The sequence below is a fragment of the Crossiella sp. S99.2 genome (assembly GCF_023094165.1).
Taxonomy (GTDB): domain Bacteria; phylum Actinomycetota; class Actinomycetes; order Mycobacteriales; family Pseudonocardiaceae; genus Crossiella.
The window spans coordinates 487,502-512,553 of record NZ_JALMDK010000003.1 but is presented as its reverse complement, the minus strand read 5'-3'; the positions used below and the strand labels follow the sequence as shown (position 1 = coordinate 512,553).

The 25,052-nt window shown below is 70.4% G+C and carries 23 protein-coding genes; 11 read left to right on the top strand and 12 right to left on the bottom strand.

Annotated features, from left to right (window positions below; translation table 11 throughout):
- The first annotated feature begins 30 nt into the window (after nt 1-30).
- Nucleotides 31-252: a hypothetical protein gene (locus MZC64_RS13700; RefSeq protein ID WP_247756797.1), complete on the top strand. Its 222-nt coding sequence runs from the start codon at nt 31-33 to the stop codon at nt 250-252.
- Between the two features lie 142 nt (nt 253-394).
- Here MZC64_RS13700 and MZC64_RS13695 read toward each other — a convergent pair whose 3' ends face one another.
- Entirely contained in the window at nt 395-1,111 is a 717-nt protein-coding gene (locus MZC64_RS13695; RefSeq protein WP_247756798.1) for an alpha/beta fold hydrolase, read from the bottom strand.
- 99 nt (nt 1,112-1,210) lie between these two features.
- Between MZC64_RS13695 and MZC64_RS13690 the strand changes: the two genes are divergently transcribed.
- Entirely contained in the window at nt 1,211-2,164 is a 954-nt protein-coding gene (locus MZC64_RS13690) for a YafY family protein (RefSeq protein ID WP_247756799.1), read from the top strand.
- Between the two features lie 215 nt (nt 2,165-2,379).
- Nucleotides 2,380-3,147: a MerR family transcriptional regulator gene (locus MZC64_RS13685; RefSeq protein ID WP_247756800.1), complete on the top strand. Its 768-nt coding sequence runs from the start codon at nt 2,380-2,382 to the stop codon at nt 3,145-3,147.
- Between the two features lie 8 nt (nt 3,148-3,155).
- Here the strand turns inward: MZC64_RS13685 and nudC are convergent, their stop codons facing one another.
- Nucleotides 3,156-4,346, bottom strand: coding sequence for an NAD(+) diphosphatase (gene nudC / locus MZC64_RS13680; protein WP_247756801.1), 1,191 nt, complete (start codon nt 4,344-4,346; stop codon nt 3,156-3,158).
- 76 nt (nt 4,347-4,422) lie between these two features.
- Between nudC and MZC64_RS48645 the strand changes: the two genes are divergently transcribed.
- Nucleotides 4,423-6,561 carry a YibE/F family protein gene (locus tag MZC64_RS48645; RefSeq protein ID WP_308300999.1) on the top strand — a complete coding sequence of 713 codons (2,139 nt, stop codon included), beginning with the start codon at nt 4,423-4,425 and terminating at the stop codon, nt 6,559-6,561.
- Between the two features lie 17 nt (nt 6,562-6,578).
- Here MZC64_RS48645 and MZC64_RS13670 read toward each other — a convergent pair whose 3' ends face one another.
- The 3 genes from MZC64_RS13670 to MZC64_RS13660 all read right to left on the bottom strand — a co-directional run bounded on the left by MZC64_RS13670 (nt 6,579) and on the right by MZC64_RS13660 (nt 9,935).
- Nucleotides 6,579-7,970 (bottom strand): DUF1996 domain-containing protein, encoded by a 1,392-nt coding sequence (locus MZC64_RS13670; RefSeq protein ID WP_247756802.1) that lies wholly within the window; start codon nt 7,968-7,970, stop codon nt 6,579-6,581.
- A 145-nt stretch (nt 7,971-8,115) separates the two neighbouring features.
- Nucleotides 8,116-9,312, bottom strand: a complete 1,197-nt coding sequence (locus MZC64_RS13665) for an MFS transporter (RefSeq protein ID WP_247756803.1) — start codon at nt 9,310-9,312, stop codon at nt 8,116-8,118.
- 47 nt (nt 9,313-9,359) lie between these two features.
- Nucleotides 9,360-9,935 (bottom strand): pyridoxamine 5'-phosphate oxidase family protein, encoded by a 576-nt coding sequence (locus tag MZC64_RS13660; RefSeq protein ID WP_247756804.1) that lies wholly within the window; start codon nt 9,933-9,935, stop codon nt 9,360-9,362.
- Between the two features lie 106 nt (nt 9,936-10,041).
- Here MZC64_RS13660 and MZC64_RS13655 point away from each other — a divergent pair, with 106 nt between their 5' ends.
- The 5 genes from MZC64_RS13655 (at nt 10,042) to MZC64_RS13635 (ending at nt 14,379) form a co-directional block, all read left to right on the top strand.
- On the top strand, nt 10,042-11,232 hold the full coding sequence (locus MZC64_RS13655; protein WP_247756805.1) for a macrolide family glycosyltransferase: 1,191 nt from the start codon (nt 10,042-10,044) through the stop codon (nt 11,230-11,232).
- A complete protein-coding gene (locus MZC64_RS13650) occupies nt 11,229-11,861 on the top strand; it encodes a GNAT family N-acetyltransferase (protein ID WP_247756806.1) in 633 nt (210 codons plus the stop codon). Before MZC64_RS13655 ends, MZC64_RS13650 begins: the two co-directional genes overlap by 4 nt.
- Before the next feature lie 73 nt (nt 11,862-11,934).
- A complete protein-coding gene (locus tag MZC64_RS13645) occupies nt 11,935-12,312 on the top strand; it encodes a helix-turn-helix transcriptional regulator (protein WP_247756807.1) in 378 nt (125 codons plus the stop codon).
- Nucleotides 12,305-12,757 (top strand): SRPBCC domain-containing protein, encoded by a 453-nt coding sequence (locus MZC64_RS13640; RefSeq protein ID WP_247756808.1) that lies wholly within the window; start codon nt 12,305-12,307, stop codon nt 12,755-12,757. Before MZC64_RS13645 ends, MZC64_RS13640 begins: the two co-directional genes overlap by 8 nt.
- A gap of 647 nt (nt 12,758-13,404) precedes the next feature.
- On the top strand, nt 13,405-14,379 hold the full coding sequence (locus MZC64_RS13635) for a YafY family protein (protein ID WP_247756809.1): 975 nt from the start codon (nt 13,405-13,407) through the stop codon (nt 14,377-14,379).
- Between the two features lie 44 nt (nt 14,380-14,423).
- On the opposite strand, the gene MZC64_RS13630 is transcribed toward MZC64_RS13635, so the two are convergent.
- Nucleotides 14,424-16,751 (bottom strand): 2Fe-2S iron-sulfur cluster-binding protein, encoded by a 2,328-nt coding sequence (locus MZC64_RS13630; protein WP_247756810.1) that lies wholly within the window; start codon nt 16,749-16,751, stop codon nt 14,424-14,426.
- Nucleotides 16,752-16,906: 155 nt separating this feature from the next.
- Between MZC64_RS13630 and MZC64_RS13625 the strand changes: the two genes are divergently transcribed.
- Nucleotides 16,907-17,527 (top strand): TetR/AcrR family transcriptional regulator, encoded by a 621-nt coding sequence (locus MZC64_RS13625; RefSeq protein ID WP_247756811.1) that lies wholly within the window; start codon nt 16,907-16,909, stop codon nt 17,525-17,527.
- A gap of 13 nt (nt 17,528-17,540) precedes the next feature.
- On the opposite strand, the gene MZC64_RS47775 is transcribed toward MZC64_RS13625, so the two are convergent.
- Nucleotides 17,541-18,887, bottom strand: coding sequence for a site-specific integrase (locus MZC64_RS47775; protein WP_308300998.1), 1,347 nt, complete (start codon nt 18,885-18,887; stop codon nt 17,541-17,543).
- A gap of 68 nt (nt 18,888-18,955) precedes the next feature.
- Between MZC64_RS47775 and MZC64_RS13615 the strand changes: the two genes are divergently transcribed.
- Nucleotides 18,956-19,573, top strand: a complete 618-nt coding sequence (locus MZC64_RS13615; RefSeq protein ID WP_247756812.1) for a hypothetical protein — start codon at nt 18,956-18,958, stop codon at nt 19,571-19,573.
- Between the two features lies 1 nt (nt 19,574).
- On the opposite strand, the gene MZC64_RS13610 is transcribed toward MZC64_RS13615, so the two are convergent.
- The 5 genes from MZC64_RS13610 to MZC64_RS13590 all read right to left on the bottom strand — a co-directional run bounded on the left by MZC64_RS13610 (nt 19,575) and on the right by MZC64_RS13590 (nt 25,052).
- Nucleotides 19,575-20,309 (bottom strand): DUF554 domain-containing protein, encoded by a 735-nt coding sequence (locus MZC64_RS13610; protein ID WP_247756813.1) that lies wholly within the window; start codon nt 20,307-20,309, stop codon nt 19,575-19,577.
- Between the two features lie 94 nt (nt 20,310-20,403).
- The gene (uvrA, locus tag MZC64_RS13605; protein ID WP_247756814.1) at nt 20,404-22,587 is read right to left on the bottom strand and encodes an excinuclease ABC subunit UvrA; all 2,184 of its coding nucleotides are present in this window, start codon (nt 22,585-22,587) and stop codon (nt 20,404-20,406) included.
- Between the two features lie 32 nt (nt 22,588-22,619).
- Nucleotides 22,620-23,381, bottom strand: coding sequence for an ABC transporter permease (locus MZC64_RS13600; protein ID WP_247756815.1), 762 nt, complete (start codon nt 23,379-23,381; stop codon nt 22,620-22,622).
- Nucleotides 23,378-24,334 (bottom strand): ATP-binding cassette domain-containing protein, encoded by a 957-nt coding sequence (locus tag MZC64_RS13595; protein ID WP_247756816.1) that lies wholly within the window; start codon nt 24,332-24,334, stop codon nt 23,378-23,380. Before MZC64_RS13595 ends, MZC64_RS13600 begins: the two co-directional genes overlap by 4 nt.
- Before the next feature lie 85 nt (nt 24,335-24,419).
- Nucleotides 24,420-25,052 (bottom strand): PadR family transcriptional regulator, encoded by a 633-nt coding sequence (locus tag MZC64_RS13590; RefSeq protein ID WP_247756817.1) that lies wholly within the window; start codon nt 25,050-25,052, stop codon nt 24,420-24,422.

The window sequence follows — 25,052 nt, the reverse complement described above, 5'->3', positions numbered from 1 at the left end:
CTTCGCGCGGTTCCCAGCGGAATGAGCACCATGAGCCACCGAGCCCGCAGTGCCCGACGTCTCGCGACGCTGCTGTCCACGCGCTCGGGGGTGTCGGTCTCGGTGCGCTACGACCGGGAGCTGCGCCGCTATCGGGTGGTGTGGGCCAGTGGCCCTGACCAGGCCCAGATGCAGACCCTGGCGGTCACCAGCGTGGCCGCGGTCCCCGACTTCACCGTCGGCGAGCTGTTCTGGCACCGAACTCCCGCGTAGGCGCCACAAGCCACTACGCGGGGAAGCCGCCCCGGTGGCGGCGGGTTTTCCGGGCCTGCAACCCGGCCGCCACCGGTTCGGCAACCACCCTGCTTCATCCCGTCACCCTGCGGGAGCCCTCCGAGCTGTCTGCCGGGACAGCTCAGGCGACCACCAGCCGGTCGAGCAACGCCGCCAGCTCGACCGGCTTGGTGGCCATCGGCCAGTGCCCGGTCGCGATCTCCGCGCGCACCCAGTCCCGCCCGTAGTGCGGCAGCTCGTGCGCAGGCCCATCACCCGTGCAGTGCACGAAGACCCGCGGTACCGGTGAGCTGTCCGGGGTGGCCAGGGTGATCACCTCGCGGTGGGTGGCGATCGGCACCCCGTGGGCATGCTTGCGCAGCCAGCCCAGGTGCTGGCCGGTCAGCCCGTGCTCGCCGTAGTAGAGGTCCAGGGTCTCATCGCTGATGAACGGGATCCGCCAGCCCTCGCCTTCGGCGTCGGCCATGGCCTGCATGATCTCCTCCACCCCCGGGATCAGGTCGAACAGCCGCTTGCCGTGCTCCGGGGTCACCCCGGCCACATAGATCACCTTGGCCAGCCGCTCCGGGATGCGGTCGGCGACCACGGTGGCCACCGATCCGGCGTAGCTGTGCCCGACCAGCACCACATCGGTCAGCTCCTCGGCCTCGATCGCCGCGATCACGTCCTGGACGTGATCGGACAGGTTCGTCTCCGGGGTGCCCAGGTGGGCGCGGTCGCCGAAACCGGTCAGCGTCACCGGGTAGACCTGGTGCCCGGCCGCCCGCAGTTCCGGGGTGACCGCCCGCCACGCCCAGGCGCCGATCCAGGCCCCGCCCACCAGCACGATGTTCGCCATTGTGATCTCCCAGCTTCGTGATTCCGGTTGTTTCCGCTGGTGAGAACGCTAGAATCACATCCGGACAGAATCCGCCCGGATTAACTGTGAGAGTGGCCCGTGTCACACCCGACCACCCGGATCCTGGCGCTGCTGGAACTGCTCCAGGCCCACCACCGGCTCACCGGCGCCGACCTCGCCCAGCGCCTGGACGTCGACGAACGCACCATCCGCCGCTACGCCACCCGCCTGGCCGAACTCGGCATCCCGGTGCAGGCCGACCGCGGCCGCTACGGCGGCTACCACCTGCTGCCCGGCTACAAACTCCCGCCGCTGATGTTCACTGACGAGGAAGCCGTCGCCGTCGTGCTCGGCCTGCTCGCCGGCGCCCGGCTGGGCCTGGCCACCACCGCACCCGCGGTGGACAGCGCCCTGGCCAAGGTCCAACGCGTGCTGCCCGCCCAGCTACGCGAACGCACCGCCGCGGTACGCGAGGCCCTGGACTTCACCCTGGCCCCGCGCGAGGCCCGCGCCCCCGGCACCGGCACCCTGCTCGTGCTGGGCGAGGCCACCAGCCGGCGCCGCCGGATCCGCCTGACCTACCGCTCCTACCAAGGGCAGGACAGCGAACGCGAACTCGACCCCTACGGCCTGGTCTTCCACCACGGCCGCTGGTACGTCACCGGCTACGACCACCACCGCGCCGACCTGCGCACCTTCCGGCTGGACCGCATCGGCGAGGCCACCATCACCGAACACACCTTCACCCCGCCCGCCGACTTCAACCCGGTCCAGCACGTCACCCAGTCCCTGGCCGGCGTGCCCTATGCCTGGGAGGTCCAGGTCACCCTGCACACCACCCTGGACGAAGCCCGCAAGCGCATCCCGGCCAGCACCGCCACCCTGACCGACACCGAGGACGGCGTGCTGCTGCGCACCAGGGCCGAACGCCTGGACGGAATGGCGATGATGCTGGCCGGACTCGGCTGGAATTTCCGCATCCACCACCCGGCGGAGCTGAAGGAAGAAGTCAGATTGCACGCGGCGCGGCTGGTGGCGGCCAGCGAACACTGAGCCAGCCCGGCCCCGGCGAGGGAAGTCGGGGGGTAGCTTCCCTCGCCGGGGCACCGGCTTCTGGTCGGAGTAACGCCCGACCGCCAGGTTCGTCGTTCGGCGCAGCGTGAGCGTTACACCACGGAGCGAGAAATCCGGCCCGGAAGTCCGCACACTTGACCCTCACGCGACGTGAGGCCACAGGCTCGGAGCCGTCAACGAAAGGAGCGGGGAAGGTGAGTCACTCGGTCGGCCAGGTCTCCCGGTTCGCCGGCGTCACGGTGCGCACACTGCACCACTACGACGAGATCGGCCTGCTCAGCCCGAGCGGCCGCACCCTGGCCGGCTACCGCCGCTACGAACAGGACGACCTGGACCGTCTCCAGCAGATCCTGTTCTACCGCGAACTCGGCTTCCCCCTGGACGAGATCTCGACCCTGCTGGACGACCCGACGGTCGACGCGCGCGAACACCTGCGCCGTCAGCACGCGTTGCTGAGCGACCGGATCGAACGCCTCCAGCAGATGGTCAAGGCCGTCGAACACACGATGGAGGCACGAGCCATGGGAACAAACCTGACCCCGGAAGAGCAGTTCGAGGTCTTCGGCGCCTGGCGCCCCGGCCCCGGCTACGCCGAACGCGCCGAAACCCGCTGGGGCCACACCCAGGAATGGCGGGAAGGCATGCCCAAGGCCGCGGCCATGACCAAGGAGGAATGGGTCGCCGACCAGCAGCGTGTCGCCGACTGGCTCACCGACCTGGAAGCCCTTCTGGACAGCGGAGCCGCCCCCGACAGTGGTGCCGCGCTGGCCCTGGCCGAACGGCACCGCGACATGCTGAAGAAGTTCTTCGACTGCTCCTACCCGGTCCAGGTCAGCATCGCCGAAAGCTACGTCACCGACCCGGAGCAGTTCGCCTTCCTGGTCCGCCCGGAACGGCAGCGTCCCGGCATGGCCGAGTTCATCCGCGACGCGGTCAAGGCCAACGCCGCCAACGCCGGGTAGTTCACGGGTCAGTCCGCCGCCAGCCAGTCCGCGACCAGGTGGTGACCGATCGAGTCCACCCGGAACGCCGCCGGATCCGCCGCCACCCGCGCCCGGATCTCCGCCGCGGTGAACCACCGGGCCTCGATCAACTCCTGCTCATCCACCGCGATCGCCGCATCCACCGCGGTGGCCTGAAACCCGACCATCAACCCCGCCGGGAACGGCCAGGCCTGCGACGCCAGATACCGCACCGGCCCCACCGCCACCCCAGCCTCCTCGGCGACCTCCCGGCGGACCGCGTCCTCCAGACTCTCGCCGATCTCCACAAACCCGGCCAGGGTCGAGAACGCCCCCTCCGCCGCGCCCCGGTGCCGCCCCAACAGGCAGCGCCGGGGCGCGTCCGGGGCTGTGACCAGCACAATCACCGCAGGTTCGATCCGAGGGAACAACAACCGTCCGCACCCATCCGCCCCGCACACCCGCAGATGCCCGCCCTCGCGAACCTCGGTCCCGTGCCCACAGGCGCCGCAGAACCGCTGGGTCCGATGCCAGTGCAGGATGCCCTTGGCGTAGGCGAGCAGCGCGGACTCGGTCGCGGACAACACGGGGAAGAGCGCCCGAACGTCCACAGCGGACTCCGCGCCACTCAGTCGCAGCGCCTCCGCCTCGTCCACATCGGACAGATCAACCGCGAACCGCCCGCAATCCCCATCCAGCGCAAGGAAAACCAGCTCCCGCTCACCCAGGGATGCAGCCCGCACGCCGTTCCGTCCACTGTGGCCAGCGGAATCGGACTGGGCATCATCCCGGCCCGCATCATCCCGGCCCACGCCGTCCCGGGCCACGCCGTTGTGGGCTGCGGCGTCTGGGCCACTACCCCCGCCCACCACACCGTTGCCCGCTGCGCCCGCGCGCCCGACGGCACCGTCGCCCACCACGCCCACCACGCCCACCACGCCCACCACGCCCACGGTGCCCACTGCGCCCACGGTGCCCGGCTGTCCGGCCCCGTCCCGCTTTCTGGCCCCACCCCAGTGCCCGACCGCCGCGGGCAGTGCCACCGGCACCCCATCCCGCACCAGGCACCGATCCCGCCACAGCGCCAGCACCGTCGACCCCGCCCGCTCCCGCACCCCCGCCAGCCAATCCGGATCGGCGCGATGCTTGCCCGCACGGTCCAGCGAGAGTCCGTTGTAGGCGATGGCCAGGTCAGACACGGTTCGGCTCCAGGCGTTCGTCGGCGGTGACGGGCCCAACTCCACCGTCCGCGACCCCGACCGTCAAGATGATTAGGTGCCAGCCAGCGACCGCCCGAGACAAGCCACCGGCCACGGCCACGGGCATGGTCACGGCCCCGCCGAACCGGTCTCCCGCCGCGTCCGCACCCTGCTCACCATCCTGCTCGCCCCGCTGGCGCTGGCCGCGGTGCTCGGCGGCATCCTGCTCTACCCCTTCGGCAGCCAGCAGGCCACCGGCGGCGACCTGGGCCTGCACCGCACCCCCGTGCACGCCGACGTCAAAGCCGTCGCCCAGCAACCCTGCGCCACCGGCGGCCAGGGCGACAACTGCCAGGTCGTCACCGTCACCCTCACCGACGGCCCCGGCGCAGGCGCCACCGTGCGCGTCCCAGTGCCACTGGGTCCCAGCGCCCCGAAGTTCACCATCGGCGACGCCGTGGTCCTGGCCTTCTCCGGTGAGGGCAACCCCCGCGACGGCGCCGCCTACGAACTCGTCGACTTCCAGCGCGGCCTGCCCCTGGGCGTACTCGCCGCGATCTTCGCCCTCGCTGTGCTCATCCTGGCCCGCTGGCGCGGCCTGGCCGCCCTGGGCGCCCTCGCGCTGAGCTTCCTGGTCCTGATGTACTTCATGCTCCCGGCCATCCTCGCCGGCAAAAGCCCACTGGCCGTGGCCGTGGTCGGCGCCGGCATCATCATGTTCGCCGCCCTGTACCTGACCCACGGCTTCAGCGCCCGGACCTCCACCGCTGTCCTCGGCACCCTGGTCAGCCTGGTCCTCATCGGCCTGCTCGGCGCCTCCTTCGTCGCCCTGACCCACCTGACCGGCCTGGACGAGGAATCCACCAACCTGATCACCCTGCTCGGCCGCCCCGTGGACACCCGCGGCCTGCTCCTGGCCGGCATCATCATCGGCGCCCTGGGCGTACTCGACGACGTCACCGTCACCCAGGCCAGCGCCGTCTGGGAACTCCGCCGCGCCAACCCCAGCCTCAACTGGCGCAAGCTCTACGCCGCCGGCCTGCGCATCGGCCGCGACCACGCGGGCTCCGCGGTCAACACTCTGTTCATGGCCTACGCAGGCGCCGCCCTGCCCATGCTCATCACCTTCTCCGTCTCCGGCCGCACCTTCACCGAAATCGCCACCACCCAAACCCTCGCCCAGGAAATCGTCCGAACCCTCATCGGCAGCATCGGCCTGGTAGCCGCGGTCCCCGTCACCACCCTGCTCGCCGCCCTGGTCGCCGTCCGCGAACCCGTCGACACCCCACCCGACCCCGACCCCCTCGAGCCCATCCCAGCCCCCGAACCCCTCCACCCAGCACCCACCACCGGCCCCCAGCCCCGCCTGGCACCACCGCCAGACACCGGAACCCAGCCACGCCGATCACCGCCTCCGGACACCGGCTCCCAGCCTCGCCTGCCGCAACCATCGGCCACCGGCACACACCCGCGTCTCCCCGGACCGCCGAGCACTGGCGCGACTCACCAACCCCCGGCGACCACGACGGGCCGCCATCCGCGACCGTCTTCCCCGGCCACAGGCACCCAGCCAAGGCTGCCCGCACCGGCTGCCGCAGATCCGAGGATCCGTCCCGCCACCCCCAGCACCACGCCACCCGGCAATGCCCCGCCCGGCATCACCCCGCCCGCCACCACAGCCCCCGGCAACGCCCCACACCCTGGTCACACGTCGCCCGCCCCGGCTCACCCCAGCGAGCACTCGAACCCGGCCCTCAACCCAGCCTCCGGCCGCTGGCCCGCCCCCACACACCCGCACAACCTTCCCAACAGCCCCACCATCGCGCCTGCGCCTAACCCCAATCGCGTCCCCGCCTCCGCTCCTGGCCCCACACCCACCCATGGCCCTGCTTCTGCCCCGATCCCCGCCACCGGCCCTGGTCCTGGTCCCACTCCGGCTCCAGGTCTCGCCCAGGGCGCCAGTCCAGGCACCGGCCAGTGGCCAGTCCCCGAGTGGACAACCTCCGACCAGCCGTGGTCAGCCCCAGCCCAGCCCAGGCCACCCCACTCGACCTCACCCCACCCCGCCCCACCCCCCAGCGAGCCGCCCCACCCCACACACGAGCAGCGGCGACCCCCACCGCCGCCCTCGCAACAGTGGGAATCGCCGCCCGCCGACCACCCGGCACCGGACCACCCGACCCCGCCGCGCCGGTCCCGACACCGGCGCGACTGATCAGGCCCGGCCCGGTCTCACTCCCGGCACCGCTTGTTCTTGTTGATGCAGTTGACCACCCGGTTCATGATCGACTGCGACATCACGTTGGCGAAGTCGTCGTGGTCGGAGAAGGGGTTGTGCTTCTCCTCCGGGAAGGAGTCCACCGCGAACCGGCGCTGTTGCTGGATGTCCTGCGGGATGTTGTAGGTCAGGGAGATCCGCAGCTGCGGCACCGCGCGAGTGCCCCGCGGGCAACGCCCGGAGCCGGCATCGGCGAACTTGATGTGGTCGCGGTGGTTGGTGCTGTCGATGTTCTGACCGTCCCAGCAACTCGGGAAGTCGTGCACCCGCTTGATCTTGCTGCCCTGTGGGCAGATCGGATACTTGTTGAGCAGCCGATCCTCAAAGCCGGTGCAGGTCCAGGAGGCGCGGGCGTTCTTGGTGCCGTTGGTGGAGACCTTCGCGTCGCCGTAGAGGATGCGCAGGAAACGCGGCATCGCCGAGACCTTGCCGGTGGGGCTGCCGCGGAAGGTCAGGTCGACCACCTCCGGCCGCTGGATCTCCCCGCCGTTGCCGGGCAGCTCGTTGTTGCCGTCGGCATCGAGCAGGCTGGCCTTGGGGGACTCGAAGACCTCGGCGTTGTCCGGCTTGACCTCGCACTGGGCCAGCCCGTCCAGCTCCGGCTGCTGACCGTTGCGGGCGGCCTCCTGCTTGATCCCGTCGATGGCCACCTCGCGCTGCTGTGCCAGCGGCGCGAGCACCTCCTGCTGCACCTGACCCTGGTTGGCCAGGTCCACACCGCGGAGTTTCTCGTTGGCCTCCTCGACCTGTCCGTCGAGCTGGTCCAGCCGCGTTTCCACCGCGGGCTGGGACTCATCCGGCACGTCCTCCAGCTTGCTGGCCACGTCCGGGCAGGTCACCACATCGGCCTTGACCTGCTTGGCGTTGGTGCCGCCGCGCTGGCCCTTCTGGTTCTGCGCGTCGTCGTCACGGTCGATGCGCACCACCGGCCAGAAGTAGGTCGACTTGTCGCCGTTCTTGCAGGTCGTGCCTGCTCGTTTCAGGCTTTCATTCGTGGAGTCCGCATTCGTGGAAAGGTTTCCAACATAGTCGTGCAGGTGCTGGGCGCCGTTGCGCACGCCAGGCTGGGCGATGAAGTTGTCCGGATTGAAGTGGCCGTTCTCGTTGCGGCCGCAGTTGACCGTGAACGTGCCTTTTGTCGCGTCGTTCTCCCCTCGGGGTGTGCGTACGTTCGGTCTGACCTTCTGGATGTCGACATACTGGTCTTCCGGCCCCTGTCCGTCAGCCAGCGCCGAGCCCGGCTGCACCGAGGAGGTGATCACGGCGACCACTCCGGCGAGCAGCGTCATCGTGATGCACGCGGCGAGGAAAGCGGCCCGTCGGGACGGGAGTCTGTGCAAGGCCATGCGAGGTCACCTCACAGGTCAAGGTGCATGAAAAACATGCGTGTGCATAACTTCGCCGGGATTCCTGGGCACCCGTGAACCCGACATGGGAAATACGGGTCGGAACCTGCGAAAGCTCACCTCGTTGCCTCGCGTTATCAAACTGTTATTTCAGGCGTACTCCTTCCTCGGCTGCCACCAGCCGCGACTCCGACACCCACCGCCGCAGCGGCAGGATGGTCACCAGCATCACCACCGCGCACCCGGCGAAGACCGCCTGCGCGGGCACCAGCACGGCCAGCAACCCGCCCAGCGCCGCGCCGATCGGCGTGCTGCCGTAATTGATCATCCGGAACGCGCCGCCGACCCGGCCCAGCTCGGCCCGGACCACCGTGCGCTGCTGGACCGACATCGACACCGCCTGCCACATCCCGCCCAGCACACTGGCCAGCGTCATCACCGCACCCAGCACCCAGCCCTGCAGCACCAGCGGCGCGGCGAAGTACACCGCCCAGCCCACCCGGGTGAGCTGCAACAGCCGCGCCCGGCCCCACCACCGCTCACACCGCCCGGACAGCAACGACCCCACCGCGGCGCCCACACCGGCCGCCCCGAGCACCAGCCCGTACCCGGTCTCGCTCAGCCCCAGCACATCACGCGCGTACCCGAGGAACGGGACCAGGAACGCCGCGTAAGCCGCCATCGCTGTGCCGCTGACACCGAAGAGCGCCAACAGGATCGGCTGGCGCAACACCGGCCGGAACCCGGACCGCAGCCCAGGTCTGCCGCGGGCCACCGGCGCCGAGGGCAACGCGATCCCGCGCAACAACCATGCCGCCGCCAGGCAGGCCAGGCCCGCCGCCACCGCGGGCAACCCGATCGCCAGACTCGCCGCCACGCCGGCCACCACCGGCCCCAAAGCCTGCTGCGACAACCGGGTCGCCACCGACATCGCACCATTGGCGCCGGTCAGCTTCTCCGGAGGAACCAGCTCCGGAATGGTCACCTCGGCGGCGGTGTCGGACAACAACTGCAGACACACGACGAGGAAGACCGAGATCACCAGCACCGGTACCGGCGAGATGCCGGTGCTGAGCAACAACCCGGTTACTAGCAATACCAGACCGCGGCCCAGTTGGGCCAATCGGAGCAACCGGCCGCGGTCGGTGGAATCCACCAGCACGCCGCCGGGCACCGCGAACAGCAGCCAGGGCAGGCTGGCCGCCGTGCTCACCGCGGCCACCGCCAGCGGTGATCCGGTGCTGGCCTGCGCGATCAGCGTGCCCGCCACGATCACCACCCCGGTCGCGGAGTCCGACAACGCCGTGGTGCCGAGCAGACGCTGGAAGGGGGCGATCGGCATGACCCGAGCCTGCCAGGTGACAAGCCCTGGTCAGAGCGATTAAGGGGTCACCGCGGGGGCAGCGGCAAGGGCAGTGCTGGCAACCCGTCGATGCTGGTGCCGTTGGTCGGCACCCGCTCGCAATAGGTGGCGAAATCGGCGTCGGCGCGCCGGCCGAAGTAGTCCGCGTGCAGGGTGCGCTCGGCCCGGAAATCCAGCAGTGGCACCGCGAATCCGCAGCTGTCGCTGACCCGCTGCACCGCCACCAGGATCACCGCGCGCAACCCCGGCCCGTCCGCCTCGCCGAAACCCGCGACCAGGTCGGCGAACCGCGGGTCGTCGCGGAAGACCGGCTCGCCGGCGCCGTGCACCCGCAGCACCATCGGCGGACCGCTGAAAGCGCACCACATCAGCGTGATCCGGCCGTTCTCCCGCAGGTGCGCGATGGTCTCGGCGTGACTGCCGCCGAAGTCCAGGAAGGCCACCGTGTGCTCGTCCAGCACCCGCAGTGTGCCGGCCCGGCCCTTGGGTGAGAGGTTGACGTGCCCCGACTCGGCCAGCGGCGCCGTGGCCACGAAGAACAGTGGCTGCTCGTCGATAAAGCGTCGCAGCCTGGCATCGAGTCCGTCATAGTTCCGCCCCATGATCGGCAGTCTCGGTCCTGCCGCTGGCAATCCGCTGACGCCGCTTGCCGACCAGCCCGGCCACCCTCTAGCATTGTGATATCACTTTTCTGGGGAGGAACCTCGCATGGCGCACATCCTCTGTCTCGCCCCCGGTGCGGCGGGACACGTCAACCCCCTGCTCGGCGTGGTCAGCGAACTGAGCGCGCGCGGGCACCGGATCAGCTTCGCCACCACCAAGGACTACGCCGCCCGGGTCGCCGACGCGGGCGCGGAACCGGTGGTCTACCAGTCCGTCATCGAGGAGTCCTGGGGCGATGCGGACCCACCGGACTTCACCGGCGAGGAACTCATCCGGCTGATGCAACTGGGGGTCACCGAGACCGAGACCCAGCTGCCGGTGCTGGAACAGGCACTGGCCGGCGACGAACCCGACCTGGTGCTCTACGACGGCATGCAGATGCTGCGCTGGGTCGGACCGTTCCTGGGGGATCACTGGGGCGTGCCGACGGTGCAGAGCTGCCCGTCACTGGTCAGCAACCAGCACTGGTCGATGACCGACGAACACGTCGAATTCGACCCGGAACACCCCGGTTTCGCCGAGGTCCTGACCAGACTCGGAACCCTTGCCGCGCAACGGAAAGCCAGCTTCGACTTCGGTGGCCTGTTCGACGACTCGCTCAGCGCGCGGCACCTGGTGTTCCTGCCCAGGGAGTTCCAGCCCGCGGGGGAGACCTTCGACCAGCGCTACCACTTCGTCGGCCCGTGCCTGAGTCAACGCTCTTTCCAGGGCGAGTGGGAACCGCCGAACTCGGTGCGCCCCAGGGTGTTCATCTCCCTGGGCACCGCCTACAACCGGCGGCCGGAGTTCTTCCGCACCTGCATGGACGCCTTCGACGGACTGCCGATCCACGTCGTGCTGGCCATCGGCGACCAGGTCGACCGCGCCGCCCTGGGCACCGTGCCCACCCACGTCGAGGTTCACCAGTTCGTGCCACAGCTGTCCGTGCTGGAACAGGTCGACCTGTTCGTCACGCACGCGGGCATGGGCAGCACGATGGAGGGCCTGCACCTGGGGGTGCCGCTGCTCGCGGTGCCGCAGATGGCCGAACAGCGGGTCAACGCCGACCGGATCGAGGCACTTGGACTGGGTCGTCAGCTCGCGCCCGGCGAGGTCACCGCGGAGAGCCTGCTCGCGGCCGCGCTGGCCGTGCTCGGCGACGGCGCGATGGCCAAACGTGTTGCGGCGTACCGTAAGCGCTCGCAGGCTGCAGGCGGTGCGCCGGTGGCCGCGGACGTGGTGGAGGAACTGCTGTGACCGAGCAGGTCGGTGAGCTGGTGCGGGACTGGGTGCACGGCTGGGCGCGCTGCCGCGAGGTCGCGCCGCCGGTGGCCGTGCCCGAGGGGTACCGGCTGCGCGTGGACCGGCCCGGACACCTGGTCCGCCATGTCCTGCCCGGCTTCGATCCGGTGGGGCTGCGGGAGCTGGCCGCCGGACTGACCACTGTGGACACCTGGCTGAAGGTCTGCGGACCACCCGATCAGGTCACAGCCTGCCTGTCCAGGCAGTGGTCGGTGGGCGCGCCGGAGTTCCTGATGAGCCTGGACCTCACACCGGAGCGGGCGCCGGTGACCACCTATCCGATCGAGGTCGCCGAGGGTGCGGACGTGGTCGACGTGCGACTGCGCGCCCCGGACGGCTCGGTCGCGGCCAGCGGGCGGATCGGGCTGACCGGGACGGCCGCCGTGGTCGACCAGGTCGAGACCGCGCCCGCGCACCGGCGCCGTGGCCTGGGCCGGGTGGTCATGGCCGGCCTCGGCGCGCAAGCCCTGGTCAGGGGCGCGCGCCGGGCCGTGTTGGTGGCCACCGAGGACGGCCAGGGCCTCTACCACGCCCTCGGCTGGACCACCCGCTCCTCGGTCACTGCCGCCCGCCGCACCGCCTGACCTGCGCATTTGCCAGTCGAGGTGACCTGGACTACATTCAACCCAGCGGTTAATTAACGAGGCGGTTGAATACATGACTGGCAACGCGAGCCCCGATACCGAGGACCAGCTCAGTGTGGTGTTCGCGGCGCTGTCCGACCCCACCCGCCGGGCCATCCTGGCCCGGTTGGCGGAGGGGGAGGCCACGGTCAACCAGATCGCCGAACCGTTCGCGATGAGCCTGCCCGCGGTCTCCAAGCACCTCAAAGTGCTGGAGCGCGCCGGGCTGATCACCCGCGGACGCGAGGCCCAGTGGCGGCCCTGCCGGTTGGACGCACGTCCGCTGGCCGGGGCCACCGACTGGCTGGAGCGGTACCGGAAGTTCTGGTCCGACAGCTTCGACCGCCTCGACGACCACCTGCGCCGGCTGCAGGAGCAGGCGCCCCAACAGAAAGGACAGGACGATGACTGAGGTAGCAGTCGCCAGGGAGTTCACCCTCACCCGCGTCTTCCACGCTCCGCGCGAGCTGGTGTACCGCTCCTGGACCGACCCGGACGAGGCCACCCACTGGTGGGGTCCGCACGGTTTCACCACCCCCCGCGCCACCATGGCCTTCGACGTCCGCCCCGGCGGCGAATGGCAGGCGTGCATGATCGAGGACGCCACCGGCAAGCAGTTCCTCAGCAGCGGTGTCTACCGCGAGGTCGTGCCCAACGAGAAGCTCGTGTTCAGCTGGGGCGAGCAGGGCGACGCCGACGAGGACAAGCCGGTCATCACCATCGACTTCAACGACCTGGGCGAGCGCACCGAGATGGTCTTCCACCAGGTCGGCCTGCTCCCGGAGGACGCCTTACTGGAAATGGAGGACGGCTGGAGCCAGTGCATCGAACGCAGCATGACCCACCTGAGCCGCTGACCCCACCAGCACAACCTCACCGTCAGCACCACCGCGCTCCACCCCAGCACAACCCGCGCCCGCTCTACCGGCAACCACCGCCACCCGGCTGACCACCGGCACCACAGCTCGATGGTGACAGCGATCCACCGCCCGGATCGCCGCCGAGTCCCACCCGGCGCCCACACCGTCGACCAGCCCAGCACAGTTCCCAGGCCAGCCGCGACCAGCGCCGCCGCGTGGTCGCCCAGGGAACACCAGCTCCGCGGATGACACCCCACCGAGCACGCGGCAAGCGGGCACACCAGTCCCTGCCCAGCTCAGCCACAGCCCAGCGTCGCCGCCGCTGACCACGCGCGCTCGTCATCCACGGTCGGCCCGCCTCGCCCTCGCCGAGGCACCACGGTCCAACCACGCCAACCACTTGCGGCACAACCATGCCCGCCAACAACCACAGCGGAGGTGAACCTGCACTCTCACGCACTCGAATCCCAGCCCGCCGGAACACCACGCCCCCGGCACTGACCGTGCTCGCCGCCGACCCCACCTCGGCACTTGCCCACCTCCAGCCTGGGTCCGCCCGCCTTCGCTGAACTGGGCACCGAATCGCCCCAAAGACCATTCCAAGTAGGACAGGAGGTGTCCGCATGGGTTGAGATGATGTGGCCATGACCGACACACCGGGCCGACTGCTCACCCTGCTCTCGCTGTTGCAGACGCCGCGGGAGTGGTCGGGCACGGTGCTCGCCGACCGGCTGGGTGTCACCACCCGGACGATCCGGCGGGACATCGAGCGGCTGCGCGAGCTGGGCTACCCGGTGCAGGCCACGCTGGGCGCAGAGGGCGGGTACCGGCTGGTGGCGGGAGCGGCGATGCCGCCACTGCTGCTGGATGACGAGGAGGCGGTGGCGATCGCGGTCGGGCTGCGGACCGCGGCGGGTCAGGCGGTGCAGGGGATCGAGGAGGCATCGGTCCGGGCGCTGACCAAGCTGGAGCAGGTGCTGCCGTCCCGGTTGCGGCGGCAGGTGGCGAGCTTGGGCAGCGCCACGGTGCCGATGTACGGGCCGCCTGCGGCGCTGGTGGATCCGGAGAACCTCACCGTGCTGGCCGCGGCGGTGGCCAATCGCGAGCGGGTGCGGTTCGGCTACCAGGCCGGTGACGGCGCCGAATCGAAACGCCTCGTAGAGCCGCATCGACTGGTCTCCTCCGGTCGGCGGTGGTACCTGGTCGCCTTTGACGTCGACCGGGATGACTGGCGGATCTTCCGGGTGGACCGGGTCGCCGAGCCCAGGGCCATCGGGGCGCGTTCGCTGGAACGGACCTTGCCCGCGGCCGATGCCGCCGAGTACGTGACCAACAAGCTGTACTCGCTGGTGCCGACCTACCGCGCGGTGGCCACCATCCACGCCCCGGCCAGTCGGCTGGCCGGAGTGCTGGGTGACCGGCCGGCCGATCTGGAGGTGGTGGATGAGAACACCTGCCGGTTGCACAGCCACACCGACACCCTGGAATGGCTGGCCTTCCGGCTGGCGATGCTGGGCTGTGAGTTCGAGGTGCATTCGCCGCCGGAGCTGGCGCAGTACCTGCGTGAGCTGGCTGGGCGGGTCACCAGGGCAGTCGCCGGGACCCCGTCGGCGGGGTGAGTGTGATCCACTGACTGGCAGCGCACCTGCCAGTGGATCATCGGTCAGGACGGTTCGGCGATGTCCAGGGTGACCTTGGCCAGTGGGCAGCCCACGCAGGTCAGGACGTAGCCGTCGGCCTTCTGTTGTGGGGTCAGGCAGTTCGGTTCGTTCATCCTGACCTGGCCGGTGCGGAGTTTCACCATGCAGTCTCCGCAGTTGCCGACCGTGCAGGAGTAGGGCATCGGCAGGCCCGCCGCGAGACCGGCGTCCAGGAGCGTCTGGCCTGGTTCGACCACCACGGAGCCGACTTCGTGCGCGCCGTCCTCGACCACCATCTCCTGCGGTGCGGTGGTTGTGCCGGCGGTGTCCGCTCCGCTGGCGTAGCGCTCCTGGTGCACGTGGGCTTCAGGCACGCCGCGTTCGGTCAGGACGCCCTGGACCGTGTCCATCAGCGGTTCGGGGCCGCACAGGTAGTACCGGGCGGTTTCGGCGGGGTTCAGCTCGGTGAGCCAGCTGTGCGTGCCCGGGGCGTCGAGCCGTCCGTGCTGCTGGGTGAGGATGTGGGTGACCGACAGGCGTTCGGGGTTTTCCGTTGCCAGCCGGTGGAGTTCGTCGGCGAAGATGATGTCCGGTTCGGTGCGATTGCTGTACAGCAGCGTGATCCGGCTGGTCGCCGGTGCGGCCAGCAGGGTGCGGATCATGCTCATCATCGGGGTGACGCCGCTGCCCGCAGCGATCAGCACGACCTCGTGTGCTGCCGCCGGGTCGGTGTGGAAGACGCCGGAGGGGCCGCGGAGCGACAGCCGGTCCCCGGTGCGCAGGGTGCGGTGGACGTGGGTGGAGAACCGGCCGCCGTTGACCTGCTTGACCGTGACCTCCAGCCGTGGCGTCCCGGGTGCGGAGGAGGCGGAGTAGGCGCGCCGTACCGGCCGGCCGTCGATGTCGGTGATCAGGGTGAAGAACTGTCCGGGGCGGAAGTGGAAGGGGGCGGGGTCGTTGGCGTCCTCCAGCGCCAGGGTGATCGTGCTGGGCGTCTCCTGGCGAACCTCGGCGATCCGCACCTCCCGCACCGGGTGCTCCGCCGCGGGCCCGGCGGCGGGACGCTGGTCTCGCCCGGCGCGGCGGGAGCCGACCTCGACGTCCTGGTAGCCCTCCTTCTGCAGTGCGGACCGGTAGGCGCGGTTCATCACCAGCCGCAACAACCGGTTGATCCCAGGGATCTTCATGACGACCTGGAACACCCGAGCGAGCCGACTGCCCTCGGCCTTGGCCAGGTTCGTGGCGAGGTGGTCTCCGGCCAGCGCCATCAGGTCAGGCACCGTGCCACGCACCAGGTGCGCGGCCGCGGTCCACGGCCGGGACCGTGCCAGGGCGGGGCCCGCGGTCACTTCGGCGTGGTCAACCTCGATGAGCAGGGCCGCGTGCGGGGGTGTGCCACGCAAGGCCATCGTCGCCAGCAACGCCGGATCGTCGGTGATCGAGCCGCGGCCGCGCACGTGCAGCACGCCGGTGCGGCCCGGGACGAGGGCGGCGAAGGAGAGCCGGTTGTCCTGGAGGAGGTTGTGCAGGCTGTCCGTGCGTTTGTTGCCCTTGCGGTCCGGGATGGCGAGGGTCCGGCTGTCCAGGATCCGCGCGACGGTCCGCCAGTCCCCGCGTGGACTGGTGTCGCTGCCGCCGGAGGCGTCCCAGGTGGACAGTGCGAGGAATGGGGCGGCGGCCAGGAAATCGGCCACGCCAGGGCCGCGCAGCGGGCCGTCATCGCCGCCGCCGTTGGCATTGCTGGCGCTGTCGCCGCTGGTGCCATTGCCGTTGTCGCCGCTGGTGCCAGCGCTGTCGCTGTCGCCGTTGGCGTCGTTGCCGTTGCCGCCGCCGTCATCGCCGCCGTTGGCGCTGTTGCCGTCGCTGCCACCGCCGTCGTTGGCGGGCTCGAAGTCGGGAACGGGTGCGGGGTCGGTGGGAGCTGGGGGCTGCCACAGGCGGGAGCGGATGACTGCCTGGGCGCAGTGCACGTACGCCTCGTGCACGTCGACGAAGGTCTCGGCGCCCTTGCGCTTGACCACGGAACCGTTGACGCGCAACGTTTCCCCGACGCCCGGCAGAAGGAACAGGAACGACACCGGGCCGTGCGCCTGGCCATCGGGCAGAGCGAAGGAGATCCGGGTGGGCGAGTGGACGCGGATGAAGCCGGGGGTGCCGCCGAGGAACGTCGTGCGGCTGACGCCTTCCGCGTCGCGGTAGCCGAAGGCGGCGAGCGGACTGTGCGCCAGGATGCTCCGGCAGCCTTCGTCGAGGGCGCTGATCTGCTTCATCATGATCACCGCCGGTGGCGGTCCCACGGTCGCCTCGACTTCGGCGACCGTGGACATCCGGCGTAATGCGCTCAACTGCATGGGAATCCCCCTCATCCCGGCGTGGACCGGCCGTGCCGCTGGCAACCTGCGCGCCAGATGCCGCCGGGCACCTTGTCTGCGCAGCTCATAGCACTATTGTGAGCATTAGCTCAGGTATTTGCTACTCGCTTTTGCCGCCATCGAGGAGGACCAGCATGCCATCGGCGGACCGTCGCTTGGAACCACGTCGCAAGCCCCGTCAGGTGCGTGCCGAACTCACCCGCGAGCGCATCCTCACCGCGGCTGCTCACGTTTTCGCCGAGCACGGCTACGCCGCGGGCACCACCAACCGCATCGCCGAGCGCGCCCGCATCTCCATCGGCTCGCTCTACCAGTACTTCCCGAACAAGGACGCCATCCTCGCCGAACTGCTCATCCAGCACATCGACCGCGGCACCTGGACCAGCGCCGCCGAACTCGACCTCTCGCCAGGGACGCTGGAAGCCACCGTGCGGGCCTTGATCCGCGACGCGATCGACAACCACAGCGACGATCCCCGGCTGCTCCGGGTGATGATCGAGGAGGCGCCGGTCTCCCAGGAGCTGCTCGACACCATCGACCGGCACGGCAAGCTGCGCACGGCCCAGGTCCGCGATGTCCTGCTCCGGCACCCCGACATCCGGGTGGGCGATGCCGATGTGGCCGCGGAGATCATCCTGTTCACCGTGGAGATGAACACCCACAAGTTCATGGCCGCGCCGCGGACCAGCCCGGTCGAGACCTTCGAGCGCGAACTGGTCGCCATGGTGACCCGGTACCTGCGCGGGGACCGGTAGCCGGGGCGGGTTGTCACAGGCCGAGCTTGGTCACCGCGTTGTCTTCCAACGGGTTCGCGGTGCGGATGTAGCGGTGCACGGTGCGCGGGTTGGACCAGCGGCCCTGGCGCATGATCTCCCGGTCGCTGGCGCCGCCGAGGGCAGCCTGGGTGGCGAAACCCGCGCGGAGGGAGTGGCCGGAGAACAGGGCCGGGTCCAGACCCGCGCGCGCGGCATAGCGCTTGACCAGTTCGGCGACCGCGCGGCCGGAGATGGGGGTGCCGCCCAGGTGGCCGTGCTTGGTGATGGCGGGGAAGAGGGGGTGCGCGGAGCCATTGGCCAGGGAGGTGCCTCGGTAGGCGTGGCAGGTGTGCACCGTGGCGGAGAGGGAGGGGGATCGAGGGGGCGCTGGGGGCTGTGGGCCGGTTGGGGGCTGCGAGCCAACCAAGGACTGGGTACTGGCTGGGGATCGGGTGGTTGCCGGGGGTTGCGGGGCAGTGGATTGGGCGACAGCCGGGGACTGCGGGGCGAGGTGGTCCTGGAGGGCGGTGGAACCGTTGGTGGCGTTGACTTCCAGCAGGGCCACCCAGTTGGCGAAGGCGCACACGGGGCAGGTGTGCGGGCGTTGGCCCCTGGGGAGGGCGACGCGTTGTTCGTGGATGCCGGTGGGGTCGGTTTTGGTGCTGGCCAGGTGGACCAGCAGGAGGGGTTCGCCGGTGCTGAGGTCGGTGTCGACGGTGACGTCGTCCAGGGTCAGGGCCGCCAGTTCGCTGCGGCGCAGGGCGCCGGCGAAGCCGACCAGGAGCAGCAGCTGGTCTCGGCGGCGGGCTGGTTCGGTGGGCCAGCCCGGGGCGGGCAGCCCGGCGAGCAACTCTTCCAGGGTGTGCAGCAGGACGGGGCGTTTGCGGGTGGGCTGGGTGCGGCGGGTGCGGCGGATACCGCGCAACGTCAGGCGGACCACGTCCGAGCGGGTGGGGCTGGGCAGGCCGTTGGCGGCGTGCACGGCGGCGATGGCGGCGGACTTGCGTTCCAGGGTCGCGGGGCTGAAGGCGGGCTGGCCGGTGGGTTTGCGGGTGTCGGCGGCCGCGGCGAGGTAGACCGCGACGTCGAGCGGGTCGGCGGGCAGGGCCTGGCGGCCCTCGGCGGCGCACCAGGCCGACCAGGCCAGCCAGTCCGAACGGTAGGCGCGCAGGGTGTTGGGGGACTGGCTGGCTTCCAGGTAGCGGGCCAGGGACTCGGACTGTTCGGCGTCGAAGCGGGCGCGCACCGCCAGCAACTGCTGGGTGTCCACCAGCACGCTGCGCGGGCCCTGCTCCAGGCGGGCGCGCACGAGCTGGGGCAGGCGATCGACGACCTGGGACGCTGCGCCGGGGTGCTCCACCCGACCAGCCTGCCACAGCGGGATGTCATGATCGACTCCGTAGACCGGTGACACGGAAGGGAACTGCGGTGGCCGAGTTGTCCGGAGTGGCCTCGACCGAGGCGGGGATGCTGGCGATCTGGGCGCCTGAGGAGTTCGCCGGGATCGTTGATCAGCCCAGCTGGGCGGCGGAACTGGGGACCGAGGACGGGATCCGGGCGCGGATCGAGGCGGGCGGGCTGGTGCCGATCAACATCGGCGGCAACGGGGCCTGGCAGGTGGTGCTGCGAGCCGGTGGGCCGGAGGCGCCCGGTGGCGGCCTGGGGTTGAGCGCGCCGGAGATGCCCGGTGGCGGGGCCGGATTGAGTGCGCGGGAGGAGCGTTATGTGATGCTCAGTTCCGAGCCCTACCTGTTGGTGTGCCACGGGATGGTGCACGTTGGCGGCATCGAGGAGGTGTCCGGGCGGCCCGCCGACACCGGGCTGCCGTTGCCACCCGGGCGCTACTCCGTCTCCATTCACCTCATCGAATGGGACGCCGAACCGGGCAGCCGGGACGCCCAGGGGCAGCCGACCGAGGACGCGTTGCCGGACTTCGTCGTGTTGCTGGAACTGGACTATCGGCTCGGGGCGCGGGTGCCGCCCGCGGGGTCGGCGCTGGCGCCGGTGTACCGGCGGGAGTTGCTGACCTTCGGGGCCGCGGGGTGAGTCAGGCCAGGGCTAGGTAGACCGCGGTGGCGATCGGGGCCAGCGGCAGGGCCGGGAGCAGGTTGGCCACGGCGATCTCGCGGAGTTCCAGCATGCGCAGGCTGATCGCCAGGATCAGGATGCCGCCGACCGCGGTCAGGGAGCCGATCACGGCGGGGACCATCACGGTGCTCAGCACCGAGGCCAGCGCGGTCAGGCCACCCTGGTAGACCAGCACCGCGGCGGCGGACAGGCCCACGCCCCAGCCCAGGTTGGCGGCGAAGGCCAGGGCGATGAAGCCGTCCAGGATGGACTTGATCGCCAGGATGCCGGGGTCGCCCTGCACGCCGTCGGCGAAGGCGCCCAGCACCGCCATCGGGCCCACGCAGAACAGCAGGGTGGCGGTGACGAAGCCGGTGGCGAAACGGTGGTCCTCGGCGCCGCCGCGGGAGAAACGGCGTTGCAGCCAGCCGCCCATGGTGTCCAGGCGGGACTCGATGTCGAGGGCCGAACCCAGGCCGCCGCCCAGCACCAGGGCGGCCAGGATGAGGATGGTGGCGGCGCCGCCCGCGGCGGTGGCGAACTCGCCGGTGAAAGCCTGCATGGCCTGGTAGACGCCCATGGCCAGCAGGAACAGGGCCAGTGAGGAGACCATGAGTTCGCGCCAGCGTTTGGGCAGGCGGTCGCCGAGCACCGCGCCCAGGCTGGTGCCCACCAGGATCGCCAGGACGTTGATGCCCGTACCCAGACCAGTCACCGCAACAGCCTAGGTGGGCAGGAGCCCGCGGAAAGCGTGCTCCTGCCCACAGCAGGGACTGTCCACGAAGGACAGTCAGGAGGCCGGCACCGGACTACCTGGTGAGATACCGGCCGGTCCGGCTGGCCGGATTTGCCGCGATCTCCTCCGGGGTGCCGGTGGCCACCACCTGGCCGCCGCCGTCACCGCCTGCCGGACCCAGGTCGATCACCCAGTCCGCGGTACGCACCACCTCGCTGTGGTGCGAGACGGTGATCACCGTGTGCCCCTTGGCCACCAGCCGGTGCAGCACCCCCATCAACCTGGCCACGTCGCTCGCGTGCAGACCCGTGGTCGGCTCATCCAGCAGGTACAGCGTGTGCTTGCCGGGTCTGCGCTGCAGTTCCGCGGCCAGCTTGACCCGCTGCGCCTCCCCGCCGGAGAGCGTGTTCGCCGCCTGGCCCAGCCGCAGATAACCCAGCCCCACCTCGCACAACGTGCGCAGCGGACCGGCGATGGCCGGGGCCGCGGCGAAGAACTCCGCCGCGGCCTCGATCGGCAGGTCCAGCACGTCGGCGATGGTGCGATTCCGGTAGGTCACCTTCAGCGTGTCCGCGTCGTAGCGGGTGCCGTGACAGCTGTCGCACTCCAGGAACACATCGGGCAGGAAGTACATCTCGATGCGCACCGTGCCGTCCCCGGCACACGCCTCACACCGGCCGCCGGGGGAGTTGAAGGAGAACCGGCCCGGGGTGAAACCCAGCTCCTTGGCCGTGCTGGTCTGGGCGAACAGCTTGCGGATGGAGTCCAGGATCCCGGTGTAGGTCGCCGGGGTGGACCGGCCGGAGCGGCCGATCGGGGTCTGGTCGACCCGGATCACCCGGTCCACCAGGCCGAGTCCGTCGACCCCGTCGTGCTCGCCCGGGGGCAGCGCCTCCGTGCCGAGGGCCTTGGCCGCGGCCCGGTAGAGGATGGTGTCGACCAGGGTGGACTTGCCGGCGCCGGAGACCCCGCTGACCGCGACGAAACACCCCAGCGGGAAGGTCACGTCCAGGCCGGTGAGGTTGTTCTCCCTGGCCCCGCGCACCGTCAGCGCCCGCCCCGGCACCGGCCTGCGGCGGCGGTCCGGGCGATGGCCGGTGCGGCGGCCACTGAGATAGGCCCCGGTCAGCGACTCCGGATCGGCCAGCATCTCCGGCGCGGTGCCGGTGAAGATGAGCTGCCCGCCGTGCTCGCCCGCGGCCGGACCCAGTTCGACCACCCAGTCCGCGGCCCGGATCAGGTGCTCGTCGTGTTCCACCACGATCAGGGTGTTCCCCCGGTCCCGCAACGACTTCAGCGTGCCGATCAGCTCCTCGACGTCCTGCGGGTGCAGGCCGGCGGTGGGCTCGTCCAGCACGTACAACAGCCCGAACAACCGGGTGCCGAGCTGGGTGGCCAGCCGGATCCGCTGCGACTCGCCCCCGGACAGGGTGCGCGCCGGGCGGTCCAGGCTGAGGTAGCCCAGGCCGACCTCGGTGAGGTAGCGCAGCCGGTCAGTGATCTCGATCAGCGCCTGGTCCAGGACCTGCCGCTGCCGTTCGGAGAAGGACAGTTCAGCGAACCAGCGCAGGCACTGCGCCACCGGCAGCGCGGTCACCTCCGCGATGCTCCGGCCGCCGACCCGCACTCCCAGTTGGGCGGGCCGAAGACGTGCGCCACCACAACTGGCGCACAACCGGAGCCGGGTGCTCTCCTCCTCGGCCGCCGAGCCCAGGCCCTGGCAGTCCGGGCACTGGCCGAAGGGCAGGTTGAAGGAGAAGGAGCGGTTGTACAGCTCGGGCAACTCGGTCTCGTGCCCGTCCAGGCAGACCAGGACTCCGTTGTCCGGCAACAGTTCTTCGTCACACACCGTGCAGTGCGGCAGGCCGGCGGTGGCCCACACCACCCGCATCAGGTCATACACCTCGGTCACCGTGCCCACCGTGGAGCGCGGGCTGCGGGTGGCCGAGGAACGCTGGTCCACCGCCACCGCCGAACACAGGCCCTCCAGCCGGTCCAGGTCGGGCTTGCCCATCTCGTCCATGAACTGCCGGGCGAAGGTGGACAGCGACTGCACCTGACGCCGTTGCGCCTCGGCGTAGAGGGTGTCGAAGGCGAGCGAGGACTTGCCGGAGCCGGAGACCCCGGTGAACACGATCAGCTTGCGGTGCGGCAGGTCGAGGTCGACGCCGCGCAGGTTGTGCACGCGCGCGCCACGCACGATCAGTCGGTCGGGGAGCAGGGTGTCGGTCGAGTCGAGGACGTCGACTGAGGTCACGGTGCCCTTTCTGGACTTCTCTGAAAAGGAGATCAGGCGGAGAGTTTGCGGATCGCGCGCAGGGCGAAGGCGGTGGCTCCGGCGCCACCGACCACTACGATGCCCACCGAGATCAGGATCGAGGGATGGCTGAAGTTCCCGGCGAAGAGCGCGCGTTCGGCGTTGACCACGTGGGTCAGCGGGTTGATCCGGGAGAGCACGAACAGCCAGCCCGGCGCGGTGTCCATCGGCAGCAACATGCCCGCGGTCAGCATCAGCGGCAGGATCGCGGTCTGCACCGCGGTGTAGAACAGGTACGCCTGCTTGATCACCAGCCCCAGGCCGAGGGAGGCGATGCCCACCGCCGCGGAGAGCAGGATCAGCATCACCAGCCCCAGGAACGTGCCCAGCGGATCCACCGAGAGCCCGAAGGGCAGCACCACCACGATCAGCACCAGCGCCTGCACCAGCAGTGTGCTGACCTGCCTGCCGACCTGCCCGATCAGCAGCGCGATCCGGCTCACCGGCGAGGCCAGCAGCCGTTCCAGCGAGCCCATGTCCCGCTCGTACATCAGGTCTGCCCCGGCGAAGGCGGTGCCGAACAGGGTGGTGAAGACCAGCATGCCCGGGATGAACCAGGCCCACGGGGTGCCGCCGCCGGGCACCCCGGGCAGGCTGAAGGTGGACAGCAGCGGACCGAACAGCGCCACGTACAGCAGCGGCTGGAGCAGTCCGGTGATGATCGCCATCGGATTGCGCAGCGTCGGCCGCATCTCCCTGGCGTAGATGACACCGGTCGCGGTGATCAGGTTCATGCCGACTCCTCACGCAGGCTGCGGCCGGTCAGGGACAGGAAGACGTCGTCGAGACTGGGCCGGGAGACATTCAGCCCGCGCAGCCGGATCTCCGCGGTGTCCAGGGCGCGGACCAGCATCGGCAGCGCCTCGTCACCGTGCTCGACCCGCAAGGTGAGCCGACTGCCCTCGGCGTTGACCTCGTGCGCGCCGGGCAGGGCCTCGCCGATGGCCACCGCGCGGGCGGCGGCCTCGGGCTCGCCGAACTCCACGGTGACCAGGTCGCCGGAGACCTTGGCCTTGAGCTGGTCCGGGGTGCCCTCGGCGATGATCCGGCCGTGGTCGATGACGATCACCCGCTCGGCCGCGGTGTCGGCCTCGTCCAGGTAGTGGGTGGTCAGGAAGATGGTCGTGCCGTACTGCTCGCGCAGCCCGGTGATATGCGTCCACAGGTTCGCCCGGCTGTGCGGGTCGAGACCGGTCGAGGGCTCGTCCAAGAACAGCAGGTCCGGGCGGTGGATCAGCCCGAGCGCCACGTCCAGCCTGCGCTTCTGCCCGCCGGAGAGGGTGGCCACGTACCGTTTGGCCTGCTCGGCCAGTTCCAGCTGGTCGAGCAGCTCATCGGCCCGCTTGCCCGCATCCACCGAGCCGAGCCCGTAGATGCGGCCCTGCGCGACCAGCTCGTCGCGGACCTGCTGGCCCTCGCTGGCCCCGTGCTTCTGCCCGATGTAGCCGATCCGGCCGCGCACCGCGTCCGGGTTGGCGCGCACGTCGAACCCGGCCACCTTCGCCTCGCCGGAGGTGGCGGGCAGCAGTGTGGTCAGCATGCGCAGTGTGGTGCTCTTGCCTGCCCCGTTCGGGCCGAGGAAGGCGACGATCTCGCCTTGCACTACGTCCAGGTCAACGCCCTGGACAGCCTTCACTACCTCCCCTTTTGCCTTGAAGTGACGGACCAGATCCCTGGTGTGGATCATCCCCAGCTCCCTACTCAAACTTGAGTCGCCGGGCGAGGGTAGGGCAAAACGGACCCTACATACAAGTTTGAGTGGAGGAAAAGTTTCAGCCGCAGCTGATGTCGGGACGCGGCCGGGGCCGGGGTGTGCCGTCACTGTTGAAGGTGGCGCCGCCGGGCATGCCGAAGACGTGCGGGGCCTCGCCGGCGAAGGTGTGCTCCCCGGCCTCGATCCGCTCCACCAGGTCCTGGGTCCAGGCGATGCTGCTGTCCGCCGAGCGCCGCCAGACCCCGAACAACTCGCTCATGTGCGCGGGTTCGGTCAGGTCCCCGGCCTGCCCGGCGACCTGGGCCCGGTTGACCTCCAGCGCGGCCAGCCGCTCCTTGAGCAGCGAGATCACCTCATCGCGCGGCAGGGTCGGCATCAGCACCAGGGCGGCGGCGAGCAGATCGGGCTTGTGCTGCTCCGGTTCGCGCAGGGTGGCCCGCAGCAGTCGCAGGAACTCCGCGTCGCCTGCCTCGGTCAGCGCGTAGTCGACCCGGCCCACGTTGGTCGCCGGCGAGGCGGCGGTCATCAGCTCCTGCTTGGTGAGCTGTTTGAGGCCGTGATAGATCGAGCCCCACTTGATGTTGGCCCACTCGTGCGCCCACCAGGACTCCAGCTCGGCGCGCACCAGATAGCCGTGTGCGGTCCCGCACCAGCGCACCACACCGAGCAGCAGCAGCCTCGTCGCCGACAT